Consider the following 21,137-nt stretch of genomic DNA (forward strand, 5'->3'; position numbering starts at 1 on the left):
CTAATTCTGCTGGCGTTCTATTTGCAAAGCCGCTTTGACCCTTTGATATTCAGTTTCCAGCTGAGGCAATTTTTCTATTCCACTTTCAGTATTACCACTACGACTGATTATTTCTAATTCTTTACAAAAATTGGAGAAGGTTATTGCTCCTAGTGTGGCGCTGCTTGATTTGAGAGTGTGGGTTGCTTGTCGCAATTGTGTAGCATTTCCTTGTTGGAGTGCTGTTGCGATCGCGCTGATTAGTTTTGGCGTATCTTCAAGGTAGCAATCAATCATCTCAGCTACAATCGAGCCGGAATTTTCACCAATCATTTTGCGGAATGATTGCATTACCTTGGCATCAATGGCATTGGGGGAATTGGGAATTGGGGATTGGGGATTGGGGATTGGGGATTGGGAATTCTTACTCTCCGCCTCTCCCCAGTCCCTTGTCCCCAGTCCCTTGTCCCCAGTCTCTTGTCCCCAGTCCCCAGCTTCTTTAGGTTGACACTTGCTTAGGGCTGTAATCAGTGCTTCTATCCGGATGGGTTTGCTAACATAGTCGTCCATGCCTGCATTCAGACACTCTTCGCGATCGCCTTGCATGGCATTGGCTGTCATCGCAATAATATAAGGGCGATCTTTGCACCATTCCTCAACAATGCGGCGAGTTGCACTCAAGCCATCCATTTCTGGCATCTGCACATCCATCAGCACCACATCATAAGACTGGTGGCGTAAAGCTTCTAATACTTCCAATCCATTGTTAGCGATATCTGCTTGATAGCCAATTTGTTTTAGTAATTGCAAAGCTACCTTTTGATTCACTATATTATCTTCAGCTAACAGAATTCTTAGGGGAAACTCTACCCCTAGTTGGGAATTTATCTGAGGCATGTTAGAGCGAGAATGCTTTACTTGAATAGGCTGTTGCGCTAAAACATTGCCTAATACATTATAGAGATGGGATTGTTTTACTGGCTTAGTTAGGAAAGCTGCGAAATCTACAGTTCCAGAGACAGGATTAGTTATTTCTGACCTATTGATAGAGGTCAATACGATTAAGGGCAATTTTTCGTAATTAGGCAGTTGGCGAATTTCTGCCGCTAAAGTCATACCATCCATTTGTGGCATCTGCATATCCAGAATTGCCATATCAAATGCTTCCCCTAACTTTAGCAATTCCAAAGCTTGAAAGCCTGATTCAACTTCTTTGGTTAGCATTCCCCAAGATTGCGTTTGTAGCCTTAAAATTTTCCGGTTTGTAGCATTATCATCTACAATCAGCACTTTTTTACCATTCAACCGAGGTGGTAAATTCTTACTACCAATGAGTGCCGAATGGGGATATGATGCAGCAACTATGGTGAAATAAAAGGTAGAACCAATCGATTTTAGATGGTGGAGAATTGGGAATTGGGAATTGGGAATTGGTAACTCACCCACTTTCCCCTCTTCCCCAGTCCCCAGTCCCCAGCCCCCAGTCAATGTAAAATCTTTAGGAGGATTTCCAGCGATCGCGCCTTTACTCTCGACCCACATCTGACCGCCCATTATTTCGCACAGTTGTTTACCTATTGCTAAACCTAGCCCTGTTCCTCCATACTGGCGAGTTGTGGAAGAATCCACTTGACTGAATGACTGGAAAAGACGGTCGATTCTGTCTGGGGGAATACCAATTCCTGTGTCTGTGACAGCAAATTGAATTTCGTATTTTTGTTTGTTGTCCGTTAACGTTGTCAAGTTGTTAGAACCTGATACGGCTTCAAGAGAACTTGACAATTCGCAGTCAACTAACAACGGACGACTGACCACTGACAGAACAACTTCTCCTGTCTGTGTGAACTTAACCGCATTACTCAGTAAATTTATTAATATTTGGCGTAATCGAGTCACATCACCCACAATTGATGTAGGGACTTCAGGATGAATTAAATAGGCTAATTCAATACCTTTTTCTGCTGCTTTAAAAGCTACTAAATCAAGAGATTCTTCAACACAATTTCTAAGAACAAAAGAATGTTCTTCTAACTCCAGTTTCCCTGACTCAATTTTAGAGAGGTCGAGGATGTCGTTAATTAGCATTAGTAACGCATCGCTACTGTTCTGAGTTGTTTCCGCGAAATCACGCTGCTGTTCGGTTAGTTCTGTACCAAGTAGCAAACCCGTCATACCAATGATGGCATTCATTGGGGTACGGATTTCGTGACTCATATTGGCTAAAAATTGGCTCTTGATGCGAGTTGCTTCCTCAGCAGCAGCTTTTGCTTTTTCCAGTTCCTGATTCGCCTCGGATAATTCCAGGGTGCGTTCAATTAGCGCTTGTCGTGCGAAATAACGCTCAGTAATATCATCTAATATCCACAAACGACCGGGTACATCGCGTACCTTAGTTGGCGTACTAGAAAGACTCAAAACTTTGGGCTGCGGTTTATTAAAAACCCAGTTCCAGTTACGAATTACCGCTTGAGGTTGGGAGAAAAACTGCGCCGCCAGTGCCATAATTTCCGCTTGATTATCAGCGCTGGTACGCAATATGGCCATTGCTTGCGCGATCGCTGGTGGTTCTACAGCGCCGGGAGGAAGTTCCAGTTGTTCGGCGGCTGCTTGATTGACCCAGCCTTGTTCGCCACTCTCGTCAACAAAAACTACTCCTTGATGGATTGTTTCTAGCATGGCACCAAAGCGTGCCTGTAACTTATCCAGGTTTAAGGTAGTATCGCAGAACTTGATCAGGGTGCCTAACTCGCCAAGTAATGACTCGATAAATTGGCGCAGATTTGAAGAAATGTCAGTTTGACGATGCCAAATCAGTAGGATAGCACCCCGGAATGCTCCCGTCTTATCTGAAGTAAGGGTAGGTTGGAGTGGGAGTATAGCTAATGACTTAGTGCCTTGGGCTAATAAGACATGAGATGCGCCGGGGGTTGCTTTGTAGTCTGTATAGTAGAGGCAACAGTTTTGCGCTAGTGCCTCTGCAAACAAGCTGGGAGTTGTCACTTGATTGGGGAGAGCCTTTGGAGGTATACATACTAAGGCTTCAGCGGTGACATCATCGAGTTGGCGTAGCGCGATCGCTGCATCTGCACGAGTTAAGGAGTGCAGTAACTCCAGGGCTTGCTCAAGCAGCTTATCGGGTGTAGCATTTGTCTGATCATCGGTGAGTTTAGCCAGCAGAGATTGAGAAGCCAACCGCCACTCGATGCCTCGCAGAAAAGAGCCAAAGTTAGTACCTAATACAGCCGCGCTACCCAGTTCTATTGACTGACGCAACAGCCCTAGATCGCGCAGCAGCGCTACGGCTAGGGTCATAAGCCCAACCGATAGGGCAACGCGCCAGCTTTTTAGCGGTGACAGCGTGCATAATGTCAAGATGACTGGGGCAAAAAGCTGTCCGGGTGTCCATCCCGATCCCATGCCTAAGCCGACAAGAAAGAGGGTTAGCCATAGTAAGGCTGGTCTAAATGTCGGTAGCCACTCAGGAGCAGGACGCAGCAGTAACGGCGACCAAAGACGATTTATTAAGCGGGGAAACATGGGGAAAGGTGCGGCATCTAGCGGCATATGGCAACGAGTAACGCTTATGCCATTTTGGATTTTGAATGGTAGAGATGCGAATCGCATTTCTACAATATTTAGCTAAAAAAGTCAAAGCGTTACAAGTCTCAACCTAAGTATTACGCAGCTATGCTAAGAGCGATCGCATTCGTTACTACTTCGGGGGCGCTGATATGCGGTAAGTGTCCCTTGGCGTTGATGTTCACCAGCTTACCTTTAGGAATTTTATCTGCCAGATACTGACCGACTTGGGTTGGCACAGCCACATCGTCACTCGCCTGGAGAATCACCGTTGGTACAGTTAATCGCGGCAATTCTTCTCGGTGGTCAGACTGGAAAATCACGCGAGAGACGGCTTGGGCAATGTCCGGACGGACAGCCGCAAGGGTCTTAGCAAATTCTGCCGCCAACTCAGGTTGATCCTGGGTAGCCATTGCTATAGGAGCAAAGCCAGCCGCCCAAGCATAGTAGTTGGTTGACATGGATTCATAAAGCGCATCCAAATCAGACTGCTCGAAGCCGCCGTAATATCCCATATCGTTGAGATAACGGGGAGAGGCATCGAGAAAAACCAGCTGGCTGAAGCAATCAGGCTCTACTAATGCTGCCAGCAAGCTGACCATTCCACTAACAGAGTGACCAACCAGGATGCTCTTAGTTAGCTTTAACTCGGCACACAGATCCAGCAAATCTTCTGCATAGCTGTATAGACTGGTGTAGCGGCGCGGACTATAAGCTCCAAAATCTGACTTACCCGCGCCTACATGGTCGAACAGTACGATCCGAAAATCAGACGAAAAGGTTGCTACCTGGTGTTTCCACGCGGTCTGATCGGAGCCGAATCCGTGGGCAAAGATGATTGTGCGATCGCCCTGACCCACAATATTGACATTATTCCGCTGCATGATGCTAGTTGCCATCGGTCGGGACTCCTGTCTCCAATCTTTAAATACGCGCCAAAAATGCTCACTGAAAAAAAGTCATATATTATAGTTCCCTCAAAGCATCAATAGCTAACGGAGGGCATCAAAAAGTTATACAGCACCCAGTTTCTTTGAGGTGAGAATAGCTTGAAAAACAAGCACTATGTTCTAAAGTTCCAAAAGTTTAAGAATTATTGATCCTTCTATGATAAAACTTCCAAATACCAAAGGCAAAGCATAGCAGCTGCTCGATAGCTCTGTTGACTTTACCCCTCACACCTCGCCGCAGGTTCACCTGATGGCAGGCTTATACCAATTCTAGGCGTGGGTGCGATACATCTGTCGGGACATGGCCATGTCCCTAGCAAGGTAGCCCGAAGGTCAGAACCGCGATATATTTCACCCAACTGAGAAACGCTATATATAGCAAGCACCTTCCGTAAACCAGCAGGACTAATCTCAAATCTAAAATTTTAATGACTCCAATTCGGGATAGGATTAACTCTGATTTTGCTTTTCTATCTCGTTTGGCGAAAAATACTTATGAAGCGCTATTTATCACGTCTGCTTGCCATTGTTTTAGTTTTTGCGATCGCTATGACGGGCTGTTCCTCAAACAGCGCAGTCGGCTTGAGTGGAGATTACCGCTCTGATACATTGGCATTGTTGCAAAATTTGAGAACAGCAATTGAATTACCAGAAGGTACACCAGACAAGGCAGCAGCTCAGGCACAAGCGCGTCAGACAATTAATGATTTTGCCTCGCGCTATCGGCGGGATAGCTCTGTCACCAAGCTGAGTTCGTTCACAACTATGCGAACCGCTTTGAACTCCCTTGCAGGTCATTACAGTTCTTATCCTAACCGTCCTTTGCCGGAAAAACTCAAGAATCGCTTAGAGCAAGAGTTCCAGCAGGTGGAACTCTCTCTCAGACGAGGATCTTGAAGTAAAGGCTCTCATGCAGAAGGAAAAAATGAAGTATTCTTTTTTTGCATGAGAGCATGAGAGTCTTTATACACTTGAAGCGATCGCCGCAGTGCTTGAAACAGGTAAGACGCGGCAGCTAGGGCTGCCTGCTTATAGGTGCATATCTACTAAATGCTTATATTTCTCGGAAAAACTTTTCCAAAATCTGTATAAAGTGAATCAAAAAGTGCTGTTATGATGCTCTTTCAGTGAAAGGGGAATGATGACACCTTATTTCTCACCTTTCGTCTGATAAACAGACACATATAACAGTTCAATGAAATTGGTGTATAGGAGGAAGTCCTTGACTCAGGCATCGCTAAAGTTGCCGCAACAGTGGCGGCGTCTCTATCGCGGCTTGGTCGCGGCAGTGCTGACAAGTAGTAGTCTTGTCAATCCGTGGTTAGGTTTACAACCAGCCGAAGCTCAAACAAAGGCATATTGCCAATTATCAGCAGATGCGATCGCAGAAAAAGAAAGCCTGCGCTTGGCAGCCTTAAAGGGAAACCCAGATGCTCAAAGCCGCTACAAAACGCTCTTGAAAAAACACGCAGAGCGTTTGCAGCAATGTCGCTCTCAAACCTGGCCTCGCACTCAGGCAATTTGGCTACGCCTGTACCCATGCGATATCCGTCAGGGTGCCCTCGATGAACTTATGGATCGTCTGGTTAACCGAGGCTACAACCAAGTTTATGTGGAAGCCTTTGCTGATGGTCAGGTGTTGTTGCCCGTCGCCGAAAACCGCACTCCTTGGCCTTCCGTAGTCCGAAGCCCTGGTGCAGAAAAAGTTGACTTATTAGCACAAGCAATTAACAAAGGGCGTGAGCGGGGGCTGAAAGTTTACGCCTGGATGTTTAGCATGAACTTCGGCTACTCCTACTCTCAGCGAAGCGATCGCCAAGAGGTTTTAGCTCGTGACGGCAAGGGACAGACCAGTTCCTCGGTTGTCGAGGATGGCTCTCAAGTCTTCATCGATCCCTACAACCCCCTAGCCAAACGAGATTATTACGATCTGGTGCAGGCGGTGGTTCGCCGTCGTCCAGATGGGGTACTTTTTGACTACATTCGGTATCCACGGCAGGCAGGTGCCAGCTCCGTAGTTACCAAAGTCCAAGACTTGTGGATTTATGGAGACGGTGCGCGAGAAGCTTTGTATCAACGCGCCCTTAACAATAAGGGACGAGATTTAATTCAGCGTTACTTGACAAAAGGCTTTATTCGTGCGGGTGATGTTGCCGAGGTGGATAAGCTTTACCCGCAAGAAGGATCGCCGCTTTGGCAGGGACGCAAACCCCCAGATGAGGAAATGAAAGCCACCGCTGGTCAGCGTCAACCATTGCTGCAATGGGAGCTGTGGCAATTGAGTGTTGCCCACGCTGCTCAAGGCGTTCTGGATTTTATAAATTTAGCCAGCCAGCCTGCGACTAGGCAAGGAATTACCAGTGGGGCGGTATTTTTCCCAGAGGGGAATCAACCAATCGGGCGGGCAGGTTATGATTCCAGAATACAGCCTTGGGATCGGTTTCCGGCTTCTATGGAGTGGCATCCAATGTCCTACGGAACCTGCGGCAGCACCAACTGCATTGTCTCCCAAGTTCAGCGAGTCTTGAGTCAGGCACCGCCGGGAACTCAGATTCAACCAGTCTTGGCGGGAGCGTGGGGAAAGTCGTACAATTCTCGCCCATCGCTAGAAGAGCAGATGCAGGCAATTCGCTCTGGAACGCCACAAATTAACGCAGTGAGCCATTTTGCCTTCTCCTGGCAAGAACCGGAAGTAGATCGCGATCGCAAATTCTGCGGTTCCCGCTAAGTTATTCGTTCCTGGGTTGCGGCCTGGGAACGAATACCAGCTTTGTTAAGATCCAAGCAATTAAGCTTATCGGGAAGTCTTTATGGTACAGTACAACCCATTGCAGTACCTTCCCACAGAAGAGGATCTGCCAGACTCTGACGATACCCCTGTGGATAACGAATTCCAAATAATCATTCCGTTTCTGCTGAGAGCCATCCTATCACTGCTGTGGGCAGAGCGCATGGATTGGTTTTTTGGGGTGAATATGGGAGTGTACTATGACCTCAAGGAGTCTGCAATTGTACCAGATGGCTTCCTCAGTTTAGGTGTGCCACGACGCAAGAGCGATCGCGGACGGCTAAGTTATGTAATTTGGCAAGAACAGGTTGTCCCCCAATTGGTCTTTGAATTTGTTTCCCAAACCAAAGGCGGGGAATATGACGACAAGATGACCAAGTATTCCCAGATAGGGGTGCTGTACTACGTCATCTACAACCCAGACTACTATCGGCGAGACAAGCACGATTCTTTTGAAGTCTATCGGTTAGAAAATGGGGTCTATATTCGACAGTTTAGCAATCCAGTTTGGATGCCGGAAATTCAGTTAGGGATTGGGTGCGAACCTGGGACGCATGATGGTTTTAGCCGCGAGTGGCTGTACTGGTACGATTCCAACTCTAACCGTTTCCCGGCACCAGAGAATGTTATTCAACAGGAGCGCCAACGCGCTGAAGCTGAACGCCAACGCGCTGACAGGGCTGAACAGCAGCTTGCCGAATTAATGGCTAAGTTACAAGAGCGAGGCATCGATCTCGAAGGGCTTTAGAGCGATCGCTTTTAATATTATTGGTTAATTTCCCATTTACCACAATTTTAACTTATTGTCAAGCATAAGTTCTCATTCCCAGACTGAACCTGGGAATGAGCTGGAAGAGGACTTTTCTCGTTTCCAGGCTCAGCCGGGTGCTTTCACCCTATACCTACGCCACCACAAAATTAACCAACTTTCCAGGCACCACAATTACCTTTTTAATCTCCTTACCCTGGATATGCTTCAAAGCCACCTCTGACTCACGGGCATACTTCTCCAAAGCCTCCCGACTAGCATCAGCAGGCACTTGAATCGCCCCGCGAGTTTTGCCCATAATCTGAATCACCAGAGTAATTTCATCAACCACCAAGGCATCGAGGTCAACGTTAGGCCAGGTTTGCAAGTGTACTGACTCAGTGTTACCTAAATTCCACAACTCATCAGCAATGTGAGGCGCAAAAGGTGCCATTAACAAAATCAAAGTGTTTATCCCTTCCGCATACACCGGAGAATCTTTGCAGATGGCATCAGTAAGAGCATTACTTAACTTCATCAACTCAGAAACCGCTGTATTGAATTGATATTCACCCTCTAAATCTTCTGTGACAGCTTGGATAGCATTGTGAATTGCTCGTCGCAAATCTTTTTCGGGTTTTGTTAGTTGTCCCTTGTCCGTTGTTTGTTGTGAAGACGACTGACTGCTGACAAACTCCGCAACCAAACGCCACACACGATTTAAAAAGCGGAATTGTCCCTCAACGTCAGCATCATCCCATTCCAAATCTTTTTCCGGAGGTGCCTTGAACAAGGTAAACATCCGCGCCGTATCTGCGCCGTAGTTGCCGAGAACTTCCAACGGATCTACACCGTTGTACTTCGACTTCGACATTTTCTCATAGAAGACTTCCAACGGTTTACCCGTTTCCGGGTCTTTTGGTGCTGTCGGATCTTTTACCTGTGCCGCTGGAATATACTTACCAGTCTCAGGATTTTTGTAAGTTATACCCTGAACCATGCCTTGAGTTAGCAAGCGCTGGAAGGGTTCGTCAAAATTCAGCAAGCCGCAGTCTCGCAACACTTTAGTAAAGAAGCGCGAGTAAAGCAAGTGCAAAATTGCGTGTTCAATTCCGCCTACATACTGGTCTACAGGCATCCAGTCGTTTGTCTTCGCCTTGTCGAATACCTGTTGCCCGTTATTAGCGTCGGGATAGCGCAAGAAATACCACGAGGAATCGATAAATGTGTCCATCGTGTCTGTTTCCCGCTTTGCTTGTGTTCCGCAACTCGGACAAGGCACGTTTACCCAATCCATCCCAGACAAAGGAGAAGCACCGCGTCCGGTAAATTCTACATTTTCCGGCAATACTACTGGCAAGTCTTCGTCCGGGACTGGCACTATACCGCACTTGGGACAGTGAATGACCGGGATAGGCGCACCCCAGTAGCGTTGTCGGGAAATTAGCCAATCTCGCAAGCGATACTGTATGCGCGCTTTCCCAAAACCTTGTTGTTCGGCGTATTGAATAATCGCTGACTTGGCTTCGGTTGAATCCATGCCATTGAAGATGTCAGAATTAACTACAACTCCCGGCTCGGTGTAAGCTTCTTTCAAAGTTATGGGTGTATCAGCTGCATCAGCACGCACAATTACCACGTTGATTGGCAAATCGTTTCCATTAGCAAACTTGAAATCCCGAACATCGTGAGCTGGGACTCCCATCACCGCGCCCGTGCCATACTCGTACAATACATAATCTGCGATCCAAATCGGAATCTCTTCGCCAGTGAAGGGGTTAATCGCCTTACCACCTGTAGGAATACCGCGCTTTGGCTTATCTTCAGCAGTACGTTCCAACTCAGTTTGGTTGGAAACTTCCTGAATAAACCCTTCTACAGCCGCTTTCCGTTCTGGAGTAGTAACCTTAGTAGTTAAAGGATGCTCTGGTGCCAATACTACGTAAGTAACACCATAGACAGTATCAGGACGGGTAGTGAAAACACCGATTTTTTCATCCTTCCCGACAATCGGAAATTCTAAGTAAGCGCCAACAGATTTACCAATCCAGTTAGCCTGCATCAACTTTACACGCTCAGGCCATCCGTTCAACTTGTCCAAATCGTTGAGCAATTGCTCGGCATAATCGGTAATCTTGAGGAACCACTGCCGCAACAACTTGCGCTCAACTTTGGCACCGGAACGCCAAGAACGCCCTTCGTTATCAACTTGCTCGTTTGCCAATACTGTCTGGTCGATGGGGTCCCAGTTGACGGCGGATTCTTTCTGATAAGCTAGTCCGCGAGAGAAAAATTGCAAGAAAATCCACTGCGTCCACTTGTAATAGTCGGGCGAACAAGTGGCTACTTCGCGACTCCAGTCGATAGAAAGCCCCAACTGCTGTAACTGACGCCGCATCTGAGCAATATTTTGATAAGTCCACTCTGCCGGAGGAACGCCCCGGTCAATGGCAGCATTTTCCGCTGGCAAACCAAAGGCATCCCAACCCATCGGATGGAGTACACGATACCCTTGCATCCGCTTGAGTCGGGCAATCACATCTGTGATGGTGTAGTTGCGGACGTGTCCCATGTGCAGGCTGCCCGATGGATACGGGAACATGGACAGGGCGTAGAATTTTGGCTTGCTGCTGTCTGTGGGGGTTTTATCTAAGCCTTGTTCTACCCAAGTCTGTTGCCACTTTTCCTCTATTGCTGCTGGGTTGTATCGGGACTCCACAAATCGCACTCCTACTGGGTCATTAATCGTCTACGTTTTCCTAATTCTGGCATACTACCTCGCTGGGTGTGGCATGAGTAGGCGGTTTCAGTTTATAAGTGACAAACGAATGACATCTGAAGTTGTCTAGTCATCAAATGTTAAAAGTATTCGTTTACGGCACTCTCAAGCCTGGGGGGTCGAATTATCAACGTTATTGTGCGGGTAAGGTAGTGGAGGAGACAAGCGCGATCGCGCACGGTAAACTCTTCGCCCTAAAATTAGGTTATCCCGCCATGACTACAGGCGACGGGAAAGTTCACGGCTTTTTGCTGTCTTTCGCCGATTCAGCAGTTTTACTGAATTTGGATCAATTGGAAGATTACGACCAAGAGCGGAAAGCGGCACAAAATTTATATAATCGGCACGAAATCCAGACGTATGATTTAGATGCGCGATCGCTAGGGGCGGCGTGGGTTTATCTGATGACACCAGAGCAAGTTAGACGCTACGGGGGTGTTGCTCTACCGTGTGGTTGCTGGAAAGGATAAAACCCTTAAGTGCAAATAAGTTAAAGCCCCTCTCCCTAACCCTACCCTCATAGGGCTAGGGTTAGGTGGAGAGGGGTTGGAAACAGGTTAACTGTGAATTGATTGAGGGTTTCATCCCCCCAAGTCCAAAGGTCAATTGGGGGTTAAGAATGTAAATTAATAACTTTGATTTTGTGTATCTTCGGCAGGGTTTAGCAGTTGGTTGAGAGAGTTTTCTGGACTCGCTACGGCTGCTTTGGGAATCTCTATGGCAGGGCGATTCAGAGCAACCATCAAAGGCTCTGAAGTCTGCGGTGCTATGGGAGATTGAGCCATCTGCGGACTCAAGGAGTAATTGCCGGGGAGAATGCCTGAGAAAGCGCCCACAAACAAAGCTGCGATCGCTGCACCACTCCATCCAGCAAATTTTTGGAATCTGCGGCGGTTGATCGAAGCGAAAACTTCATTTACTGCCTGTTCTGTTGATTGCCCAGACTCAGGAATTGGCAGGGTTTGTAACCCTTGACGTAACGTCACTAATCTGGTATACAAGCACTGCACTGTCGGGTCAGTTTTCAGCCATTCCTGAACTTGTTTGCGTTCTGCCGCGGTTACTTCACCGTCTAAGTAGGCACTGAGCAATTCAAAGCGATCGCGCTGCAAAATATCCATTTCCTTCGAGGTCTGTGCGTCCGCTGGGCATCGCAGTCCAGCATCCTTATGAGTATTAAAGTCAGGGGTCATGTTTACGTCACCAGCAAATCACACAATTGGAAACTACAGCTCTCACAAATTTTGCCACTATCAGTATATGGTAGATACTCGTATCTCGTCTAAGATTGTAACTGTCTTGTTAACAATCAGCACGTAAGTGAGTGGTAGGGAATTTACTTAAGCCGTCCGTAGTAGCTTGGTCGGGGGTCAACTCAGCTCTTTGGGAGTTTTTGGCGGTTATAGCAGCAAGTAGATATCAAAAATTTTTCACCCGATGATTAGGGTAAATTCCTTACAGCAGCACCACTTCAACAATCTAAAGAACACCATTCTACTGCTTTGAGCATAATTGACTTTCTGTGGAGGGCAAATCCACCTAAAAGCTGAAACTTAATTTCACCTTGAAAAGGCTAGCGCCCATCTAGGTAGTTTTGCAACTGAGATTGCAGCCGCTGTCTGGCTCTAGCAATTCTAGACTTCACAGTTCCCAAAGAAACGCCAGTAATTTCAGCAATTTCTTCGTATGCCATACCTTCGATTTCTCTAAGGACGATGGTAGTACGGAAAACCTCTGGCAGATCGGCGATCGCTTCATGGAGCTGTTCGTAGAATTCCCGCGTCGTCATATCTTCGTCGGGACTTGGATTGTCTGAGGCAATTTCCCAATCCATTTCACCGTCATCCATCATGCGAGGAGCATCCAGCGACAGCGGATTAGAAACCCGTTTGCGTTTACGCAGCTCATCGTAAAACAGGTTGGTGGCTATGCGGCTCAACCATCCCCGGAACTTGACTGGTTCCTGCAAACGTTTGATATTGCGGTAAACCCGAATCCAAACTTCTTGCGCTAAATCTGCCCGATCCTGCCAATCTGGAGCCAGGTGGTACAAAATTTTCTCGACATGAGACTGATAGCGGCGCAACAGCTCTGCAAAGGCAGCGCGATCGGGACGCAGATCGGCCTGACAGCGTAAAATCAAATCGTAGTTTGAGAGTTTTTCAGGTTGCACCTGAACCGTTACTTCAGCCGTTGACCAGGTTGCAGGAATCGATTGACTCATGGATGAAATGGGGGTTAAAACAGCCTTACTCCCAAGACGCTGCCACTTGTGCAATGTTCCCACTTGATTAGATGGAACGCAATTTTTGCGCTCTCACACCAATCTAGCGAATAGCAGTAGCAGAGAGTGGGGAGTTATTACTATTCTTCGCAACTAATAAAATCCGATCAGGAAAAATTTCCTTGGCTCAATAAACTGCTGGCAAAATCCCCAACGGCTGAATTCGCTTAAAAGGCAACCTGTCTTGTTGTGAAAGAGGACGCAAGTTGAGAGCTTTTATTTAACGAAGTCCTGATGGTGACGGGGCTTTACTATATCAAGCCTGGGCGGAGCAGGCTTGGTTTGTGTAGGGTCATTTAGCTTTCCGCCAATTGCGAGAAGCCTAATATTGCTAGGCGTATGGTAAAAGAAGAAGGTTATAAGGTAATTAGGTAGCAACTCGTAGCGAAGAGCGCTATGTCAAGGAATGAGCCACTGTCTCGAAATTTGATGCTGATTTGTTTTGGGACAGCTTTTGTGCTGTTGTCAGTTTCGTGGCGATCGCATTTCTCAAAGCTGACGCTCAACAGCTTGGGATTACCAGTTATTGCTGGGGAAAATTTTAGCTTCGAGGCTGCTTTATCGCCATCAACGTCAGAATACCTTGGGCGATCGCGTTTGATTGTCGATTTGAGCGATCGCGTTGTCTATGTTTACCTGGACAATCAGCTTTTTGCCACCTACCCGGTAGCTGTGGGACAGTCGGGTTGGGAGACTCCTATCGGTTCGTTTCAAGTTCTAAAAATGAATAAAAATCCAGCTTGGAGCCAACCCATCACCGGGGAAGTCTTCCCCGCCGGGGCGAAGAATAATCCTTTAGGCGATCGCTGGATTGGCTTTTGGTCGGATGGACGAAATCAAATCGGGTTTCACGGCACCAACCAGGAGCAGCTGGTAGGAGAAGCTGTTTCTCACGGCTGCGTGCGAATGCGTAATCAGGATATTCGGGCTATGTATCAGGAGATAACTAGAGGAACGCCTGTAATTGTTCGTCGCTGAGAAGGTAGAAGTTTGACCTCCTCCCCACCTTAAACCTTAGCTCTACGAGCCTGCGGTTTTGATGGGGATTCCCCGGAACGTTGGCATTGCTTGTGAGGCTATACAGACTCGCAACTTTGCTTTCCTGCTTCATTGCACCCGCCGCCATCCTGTGCGGATCTTGGCCTTACGGTCGCTCCACAGGCTAAAACTGGGAATCCCACAGCTAAGATATTCTTTCCCGCCTTCTCTTATTTAGAAGATTTCATTCTTCATCATTTTCATCCTTATTTCTTTGCTCAAAGTTGGAAGCGTAAGTTTGTAGTAAAGAACTGACTTGCTTAAATACATCGGGGCCCGAAGATTTGCTGATAACTTGTCCTGGGTTTTCGGGACGATCCAAGTTACGAGCGATCGCTTCGTTTACTTGCTGGGTAATTAGCTCTTGGAGTTCATCTTTTGCTCGCATTCGCTGATAGCTGGCTCCTTCCTCCGTCGTCGCGTACAGCGGCGGTAGACGATTTAGAGCGTAGGCGGCAATATCCCCCACATCCAAAACGCGATCGCTAGTAGCTTCAATTTCTGCGACTCGCGCGATCGCTTCCGTCAGCACCAACTCTTCCATCACATTGATAAACTGTTTGCGAGGAACCGCAACGACCTCCCCCGTCAACAGCGCCCCCATTAGACGATCCAGCGCCATGTACTCTTCAATTGACAGCTCAGACGCGGTGTCACAAATGCGTCCGACCTCTGCCTCCATCGCTGGTGTCAGATAACCATCTTGTAGGGCTTGTTCAACAATCTTTTCAATACTCATCTAAAAATCCCGCTTTATACCCCATCCTTTACAGCGGAGGCGGAGTAAATCCGCCTCCGGGCAACATGGCTAGTTGCCTCCTACTTTGGTTGGCGAGGAAAGCAAGGCTGAGATTGCCGCTTCCCTAAAAAATTAATTTTCTGTCTTTGGGTAGAAGCCATTTTTTAAAATGCCTCTATAAGCCATGAGTAAAGTTGAAATCTGTATAGATGTCTCTTCGCTCATCCCCATCAAAATATCTTGGCATGACAAAGCACCTCTCACCAGCTACCCTGAAAATCAGTTTTGTCGGGCGAAGAAATCGGAAGTGTTTTACCTACGGGGATTTTCGAGATTGTTCCCTAGAGGCTATTCAACATTGGCGTTGCAGCTAAAGCTATCTACAATCCTCAAGAGAGTGATATTGCAAGACATTAAAAGTGCAACGCTCCATCTTTTTTCGCATAGACAACCCTGCCACAATGTGTACCTCAATACAACACTAAATAGATCAAAACTTCAAAAAATACATCAAAACTTCCTCAAGCCTCATTGAACTTCTTGATTTCGCCAGGGGCCAGGGTCAACGGATAAGCCATTTACATACAATCCCCAGTGCAAATGAGGGCCAGTTGAAGCGCCCGTAGAACCAATGGCACCAATTACCTGACCAGGTTTTACAATATCCCCTTCCTTAACATCAATACGGCTCAGGTGCATAAAAATACTGGTGACACCTTGCCCGTGGTCAACTCCAATGACATTACCGTGAACCCGGAAGCCTTGGCTTACCCTTCCCACCAACGCCACCCGTCCTGCTGCTGGCGCTGTCACAGGCGAACCATACCCGCCAGCGTAGTCAACCCCGCGATGGTAGTAATCGTTGGCAAATTTGCCATTGTAGTAGCGACGAACTCCGTAAATGCTGCTGATTCTTCCCCGGTTCGGCTTCAGGAAGGGGCCATTCCAGAACTTTTGCGGTGTCACTAACTTTTTAAAAGCCGCGACCCGATCTAGTTCATACCGCGTTGCTCCCTGTCCAGCTTTTCCAGGGGGTAGAGTAATCCGTTGCACAGGAAAAGAGCGCGATCGCAAAACAATCGGAATTTCCCGCACTTCTCCATCACCCGCCACCCGAATTACCAACCTTCCCGGCTTATCTAAAGGTGTCGTTGGTAGCAAAGCTCGAAAGCGATTTTGACCGATAGAAAACGCTGAGTAATTCTGCTGTTTCAGAGAAACCGTGGGACTTTGCGAGTCTGCTGCATCTTTTTGAATCACCACTGAAAGAGTATCCCCCAACTCGGGATTAGTGGGTGTCACCTGAACCTGCAAGGCTCGCGCTGGCAAAGTAAAAAGGCAAAAAGCAACGGGCAAAAGAAAAAATTCTTTCTTTGTATTTTTGACTTTCAGAGAAAAAAGTGTAGAACCGAGTTGCTGTAGGTCAGGGCGAGATTTTAGCAGATTCTTCGACATCACAGGCAATTACTCCCACAGGATTGTTGACAAAATATACAGATATTTTTTGTACTAGCGGATAGACTATCACCCTGTCTCAAGTGTTTCCCATATTTTTCTACTCGTTAAGACTCCGAACGCGATTCACAAAGGCTCCAGTCTCCCCCAACGGCAAGTAAAGCCAAGGAAGAGATGAGGTGGGAGCCTGATTCGGAGCATTCCCTTCTCTGACCTGGGAACGAGAAAAGGCAGAGTAAGTAGTGTATGCAGTTCCTACTGAAGACAGATGAACCTTTAGTCAAAGGGATCTGCACAGCCCTAAAAACTCTGTATCCTAAAGTTTATATACCTTCATAGTTTTTTTATAAAAGAAACTTGTGCAAGAAGATTTTAGACTGATTGTTGACTTAGTGACGGTTCTCGCGGCAGCTGCGGCTGGTGGTCTGGTGGCAGCCTTATGCCGTCAACCTGCTTTACTGGGCTATATTCTGGGCGGGATGGTTGTTGGCCCAGCGGGGTTGAGACTAATTAAAGAGTTGATTCAGATAGAAACGCTGGCTCAGTTTGGCGTTGCCTTTTTGTTGTTCGCGCTGGGAGTCGAGTTTTCCTTTACGGAACTGAAAAAAGTTCAAAAAATTGCGCTGGGAGGGGGCGGGTTACAAATCGCCCTGACTATTCTAGTCACAGTTTTGGTATGTGGCGTAACTGGGGCTTGGGGTACTTTACCAGCGAAAGGTGTCTTCCTAGGGGCGATTCTGTCTCTGTCTTCCACCGCTGTAGTCCTCAAGTGTCTGATGGAGCGCAACGAGACGGCAACGCCTCACGCTCAGGTGATGCTGGGGATTCTGGTGGTGCAGGATTTGGCACTGGGATTGATGCTGGCGGTGTTACCAGCGCTGGACAAACCCCCAGAAGCAATTGGCAAAGCGATCGCTTTAGCGCTTTTGCAGATTGGGGTATTTGCTGCGGGGGCTGTGGCTGTTGGTATTTGGCTGATCCCGCCTTTGCTGCGTTTGCTGGCTAAAACGGAAAGCCGGGAGCTGTTTCTACTGGGTGTGGTGGCGCTGTGTTTGGGCATTGCGTTGCTCACAGAGTATATGGGCCTTTCGATTGAAATGGGGGCATTTGTCGCCGGGTTAATGATCTCGGAGGTGGAATATGCTGACCAAACTCTGACTTATGTGGAACCGCTGCGCGATGTTTTTGCAGCTTTATTTTTTGCCGCGATTGGGATGCTGATCGACCCAGTTTTTCTCTGGGAAAATATAGAGTTAATTCTGGGGCTAGTATGTTTGGTTTTTGTCGGCAAGTTTTTGATTGTGACACCAATCGTAAGAGCGTTTGGATATCCGTTGAAAACGGCTTTAATTGTTGGGTTGGGATTAGCTCAGATTGGGGAATTCTCGTTTGTGCTGGCGAGTGAAGGGCAAGCACTGGGATTGGTTTCTCGCCGAATTTACTTACTGATTTTGGGTACAACTGCTGTAACGTTGGTACTTACGCCTTTTGTGCTGCGCCTGGTGCCAAAATTGTTAGAGTTGCCTTGGCTGAAGTCGTTTTTAGACACAGCAGATGCCCCGTTGGAAGTTGCTTGCGATTTGCCTTTGCAAAATCATGTGGTGGTTTGTGGCTATGGGCAAGTCGGACGAAATCTGGTGAACCTGTTGCAGGAACACAAGTATCCAGTTGTGGTTATCGATCAGTCTGAAAGTAAGATTCAGCAAATGAGAGAGGCGGGGGTTTCTTATGTTTATGGCAATGGGGCTTCTTTGCACGTTTTGGAAGCTGCTGGGGTAGACAAGGCGACGGGGATGGCGATCGCTATGCCCGATCCGATGGCTACCCGTCTTTGCCTGAAACGCGCTTTAGAATTGGCTCCTGAGTTGGATATCGTTGTCCGCGCCAACCACAATAAAGATATCGAACTGCTTTACCAACTGGGGGCGCGGGAGGTGGTGCAACCTGAATTTGAAGCTTCTTTGGAACTGGCTTCCCATCTTTTGGCTGGGAATGGCTTGCCTTCATGGACAATTCAGAAGGAAATGCAGCAAATCCGCAATAGTCATTATCTGGCACTGCGCCCAGAGCGATCGCCTTCGGAAATTGCCCGCGACTTGGAGGTTGCGGCTGCCCAAATGAATAGCAAGTGGTATCCTCTCCCTCCTGGTTCTCCTTTAATCGGGATGACGCTGGAGGAGACTGATTTACGCCGTTTGACTGGTGTCTCTCTGGTGGCAATTCGTCGCAGTGGCGGGGAAGAAATAGATTATCCAAATATCCAAACAATTTTGGAAGAAGGCGATCGCTTGTTGGTGGTGGGAGAATCAAATGAACAAGCTGCCTTCGATCAACTGGCAAAGGGTAAAGTGGCAATTCCCAGTGAAAATGCTCCTTGTCAGTGGTTGTTAGTTCCAGAGGATAGTCCGGTTGCAGGGAAAACTCTCTCCCAGTTGCATATGCGCCGCCAGTACGGGGTACAAGTGCAAGCAATTCGGCGCGAAGGGAAGTTCATCCGGTTTCCCGGCGGCGATACCCAGCTGTTGGCAGGCGATCAGCTACTTTTGTGCGGCGGCAGTTATCCTCTAAATCAAGTGCAGGAGTGGCTCTCCCCAGTTTCTGAGGATTCTCGTGTTGTACAGGTTCCTGTAATCCAGATGCCTGCGAGCGAAGCTTTCCCAGAATTACTTACATCTGATAATCAGCAGGAACTTTAAAAAGTGTTGAGTGTTGAATTGGGAAAACAACTCAACACTCAACACTCTTCAGGACTTTGGCTTCACATATGCGATCGCTTGCAGCCAAACTATTGTGGGCTGGTTTGATTGCTCCATCAGACAAATACAGTTTTGATCCAGCCAGCGAATTTTTCCACCTAAAACATCGTTTGTAAGCAGTTTTATCTCGACTTCTTTTCCTTCTTTAACAAATGTTTGGAGTAGGCGAATACTCGGTAATCCAGTTTCCAGTTCAGCAGCCATAAAATATATCCTTGATAATTGGTAATTTTAAAAAATTAGGAATTAAGAGTTATTAATCGAAACCTGATAACTCCTAAGTTTTCCATCACCCATTACATAGTTTATGCTAATTGAAGACCGTTAAGTGGTAATTGCTGCTATGAATATCGAGTTTACTAAATATCAGGGACTGGGGAATGATTTCATCCTTATTGATAATCGTGGCACAGACGAACCCTGTCTGACACCAGAGGATGCTGTCAAGTTATGCGATCGCCACTTCGGTATCGGTGCAAATGGTGTGATTTTCGCCCTTCCCGGACAAGATGGCACCGACTACACTATGCGGATTTTTAACTCTGATGGTTCAGAACCGGAGATGTGCGGCAATGGTATTCGCTGTTTAGCCAAATTTATCGCAGATTTAGAAGGCTGGGGACAAGAGACTGGGGACAAGGGACTGGGTGAAGAATCTTCAAGGGTTCCCAATCCCCAATCCCCAATCCCTAATCCCCAGTCCCCAATCACCTATCGCATCCACACACTGGCTGGTGTCATGACACCGCAAATTAAGCCGGATGGTCAAGTTACAGTCGATATGGGAATGCCGCGACTACTTGCAGCAGAAATTCCCACGACGCTAGTAGCACCAGACAAGAAAGCGATAAATGAACCTTTGGAAGTTGCTGGAAAGTCTTGGTTAGTAACTTGTGTTAGCATGGGCAATCCCCACTGCATCACATTTGTGGAGGATGTCGCTGCTATCGAGTTAGAAACCATAGGTTCTCAGTTTGAACATCACCCAGTTTTCCCCAAACGTACCAATACCGAGTTTATTCAAGTGGTGCGCCCAGATTATCTGAAAATGCGGGTGTGGGAAAGAGGTGCTGGGATAACTTTAGCTTGCGGTACGGGTGCTTGTGCTGTGGTGGTGGCTGGGGTATTGGCACAGAAATGCGATCGCGTTGCTACGGTGGAACTACCCGGCGGTTGTTTGGAAATCGAATGGTCAGAACAAGACCAGCGAGTTTACATGACTGGCCCAGCTGAGTGCGTGTTCGTAGGTAGAATCTAGCCGCTATGTAACATCGAACCTTGAAAATGGGAACCTTAGATAGGTCAATACAAGGGAATTTCGATGAGTGGTGCTATTTACCTGATTCAAGATAATGGTCAGCTGGTTGAGATGAACGAAAAAGCCTATGACTCGGAGGCTTTGCTGCAAGAACTTCTTGCAAAATATCCTAATCTGCTGGCTGGCGATCAAATCGACACTGCTGCACCACGACAATGGTTGCTAGTCAAACGAGAGGTTGGAGTGCCATCTCAGGAGGGTGGTATCGATCGATGGTCAGTCGATCATTTGTTTCTTGACCAGGATGGAATTCCAACCCTAGTGGAAGTCAAGCGTAGCACTGACACGCGCCTCCGGCGAGAGGTGGTAGGTCAGATGCTCGACTATGCTGCTAATGGAGTAGTTTACTGGCCTGTTGAGAAAATTATCGCTCAATTTGAGGCTACGTGTCAGCTTCAAGGTGGCGATTCTGAACAGATACTAGCTGAATTTTTGGGTGCTGACGCTGACCAAAAGCAGTTCTGGCAGCAGGTCAAAACGAACCTGCTAGCTGGCAAAATACGCCTAGTCTTTGTTGCTGATAAAATTCCTACTGAACTTCAGCGTGTAGTGGAGTTCTTAAATAAACAGGCTCTACCGAACTTGTTATGTAAAAATGTTAAAAATGGCTAATCAAAATAGCAGAAACAGAATAGGTATAAGAAGTGACATTTGTTGCGGGGCTTGAATTCTGGGATTGATTGTGATTAAGTAGATGCAGTAAAAAAGCAGCCCCAGACTGGGT

Annotated in this window: 15 protein-coding genes and 1 pseudogene; 8 read left to right on the forward strand and 8 right to left on the reverse strand. The window is 47.3% G+C overall.

Translation table 11 applies throughout. The features are described from left to right. Both H6F74_RS14940 and H6F74_RS14945 read right to left on the reverse strand, forming a co-directional pair. Positions 1–3,603: a response regulator gene (locus H6F74_RS14940; RefSeq protein WP_199301249.1), complete on the reverse strand. Its 3,603-nt coding sequence runs from the start codon at positions 3,601–3,603 to the stop codon at positions 1–3. A 53-nt stretch (positions 3,604–3,656) separates the two neighbouring features. After that, complete coding sequence (locus tag H6F74_RS14945) at positions 3,657–4,457, reverse strand: alpha/beta hydrolase (protein ID WP_190442432.1); 801 nt, start codon at positions 4,455–4,457, stop codon at positions 3,657–3,659. Positions 4,458–5,003: 546 nt separating this feature from the next. Here H6F74_RS14945 and psb27 point away from each other — a divergent pair. From psb27 to H6F74_RS14960, 3 genes are all read left to right on the forward strand, one after another. After that, positions 5,004–5,405 (forward strand): photosystem II protein Psb27, encoded by a 402-nt coding sequence (psb27, locus tag H6F74_RS14950; protein ID WP_190442439.1) that lies wholly within the window; start codon positions 5,004–5,006, stop codon positions 5,403–5,405. 325 nt (positions 5,406–5,730) lie between these two features. Further along, complete coding sequence (locus tag H6F74_RS14955; RefSeq protein WP_242022099.1) at positions 5,731–7,236, forward strand: family 10 glycosylhydrolase; 1,506 nt, start codon at positions 5,731–5,733, stop codon at positions 7,234–7,236. Positions 7,237–7,318: 82 nt separating this feature from the next. Continuing rightward, entirely contained in the window at positions 7,319–8,044 is a 726-nt protein-coding gene (locus H6F74_RS14960) for a Uma2 family endonuclease (RefSeq protein ID WP_190442442.1), read from the forward strand. 154 nt (positions 8,045–8,198) lie between these two features. Here H6F74_RS14960 and leuS read toward each other — a convergent pair whose 3' ends face one another. Further along, positions 8,199–10,763, reverse strand: coding sequence for a leucine--tRNA ligase (gene leuS, locus H6F74_RS14965; RefSeq protein ID WP_190442444.1), 2,565 nt, complete (start codon positions 10,761–10,763; stop codon positions 8,199–8,201). Between the two features lie 137 nt (positions 10,764–10,900). Between leuS and H6F74_RS14970 the strand changes: the two genes are divergently transcribed. Continuing rightward, complete coding sequence (locus H6F74_RS14970; protein WP_190442452.1) at positions 10,901–11,293, forward strand: gamma-glutamylcyclotransferase; 393 nt, start codon at positions 10,901–10,903, stop codon at positions 11,291–11,293. Positions 11,294–11,449: 156 nt separating this feature from the next. Here the strand turns inward: H6F74_RS14970 and H6F74_RS14975 are convergent, their stop codons facing one another. Both H6F74_RS14975 and H6F74_RS14980 read right to left on the reverse strand, forming a co-directional pair. After that, on the reverse strand, positions 11,450–12,016 hold the full coding sequence (locus H6F74_RS14975) for a Fis family transcriptional regulator (protein WP_190442453.1): 567 nt from the start codon (positions 12,014–12,016) through the stop codon (positions 11,450–11,452). A 380-nt stretch (positions 12,017–12,396) separates the two neighbouring features. Beyond that, positions 12,397–13,047, reverse strand: a complete 651-nt coding sequence (locus H6F74_RS14980; RefSeq protein ID WP_190423859.1) for a sigma-70 family RNA polymerase sigma factor — start codon at positions 13,045–13,047, stop codon at positions 12,397–12,399. Between the two features lie 456 nt (positions 13,048–13,503). On the opposite strand from H6F74_RS14980, the gene H6F74_RS14985 reads away from it, so the two are divergent. Beyond that, the gene (locus H6F74_RS14985) at positions 13,504–14,085 is read left to right on the forward strand and encodes a L,D-transpeptidase (protein WP_242022100.1); all 582 of its coding nucleotides are present in this window, start codon (positions 13,504–13,506) and stop codon (positions 14,083–14,085) included. Between the two features lie 244 nt (positions 14,086–14,329). Here the strand turns inward: H6F74_RS14985 and H6F74_RS14990 are convergent, their stop codons facing one another. Then, complete coding sequence (locus H6F74_RS14990; RefSeq protein WP_190442455.1) at positions 14,330–14,884, reverse strand: late competence development ComFB family protein; 555 nt, start codon at positions 14,882–14,884, stop codon at positions 14,330–14,332. Between the two features lie 528 nt (positions 14,885–15,412). Then, positions 15,413–16,342, reverse strand: coding sequence for a M23 family metallopeptidase (locus H6F74_RS14995; RefSeq protein ID WP_347269520.1), 930 nt, complete (start codon positions 16,340–16,342; stop codon positions 15,413–15,415). 356 nt (positions 16,343–16,698) lie between these two features. On the opposite strand from H6F74_RS14995, the gene H6F74_RS15000 reads away from it, so the two are divergent. Further along, complete coding sequence (locus tag H6F74_RS15000; RefSeq protein WP_190442457.1) at positions 16,699–19,035, forward strand: cation:proton antiporter; 2,337 nt, start codon at positions 16,699–16,701, stop codon at positions 19,033–19,035. A gap of 48 nt (positions 19,036–19,083) precedes the next feature. On the opposite strand, the gene H6F74_RS15005 is transcribed toward H6F74_RS15000, so the two are convergent. Continuing rightward, positions 19,084–19,299, reverse strand: a complete 216-nt coding sequence (locus tag H6F74_RS15005; protein WP_190423867.1) for an RNA chaperone Hfq — start codon at positions 19,297–19,299, stop codon at positions 19,084–19,086. 139 nt (positions 19,300–19,438) lie between these two features. Between H6F74_RS15005 and dapF the strand changes: the two genes are divergently transcribed. Together dapF and H6F74_RS15015 are read left to right on the forward strand one after the other, a co-directional pair. Continuing rightward, complete coding sequence (dapF, locus tag H6F74_RS15010) at positions 19,439–20,353, forward strand: diaminopimelate epimerase (protein ID WP_190442459.1); 915 nt, start codon at positions 19,439–19,441, stop codon at positions 20,351–20,353. A 63-nt stretch (positions 20,354–20,416) separates the two neighbouring features. Next, positions 20,417–20,983: pseudogene (locus H6F74_RS15015) on the forward strand (hypothetical protein); the annotation flags it as partial. Between the last annotated feature and the right edge of the window lie 154 nt (positions 20,984–21,137).

This window comes from Trichocoleus sp. FACHB-90 (assembly GCF_014695505.1).
GTDB lineage: Bacteria > Cyanobacteriota > Cyanobacteriia > Cyanobacteriales > FACHB-T130 > Funiculus > Funiculus sociatus.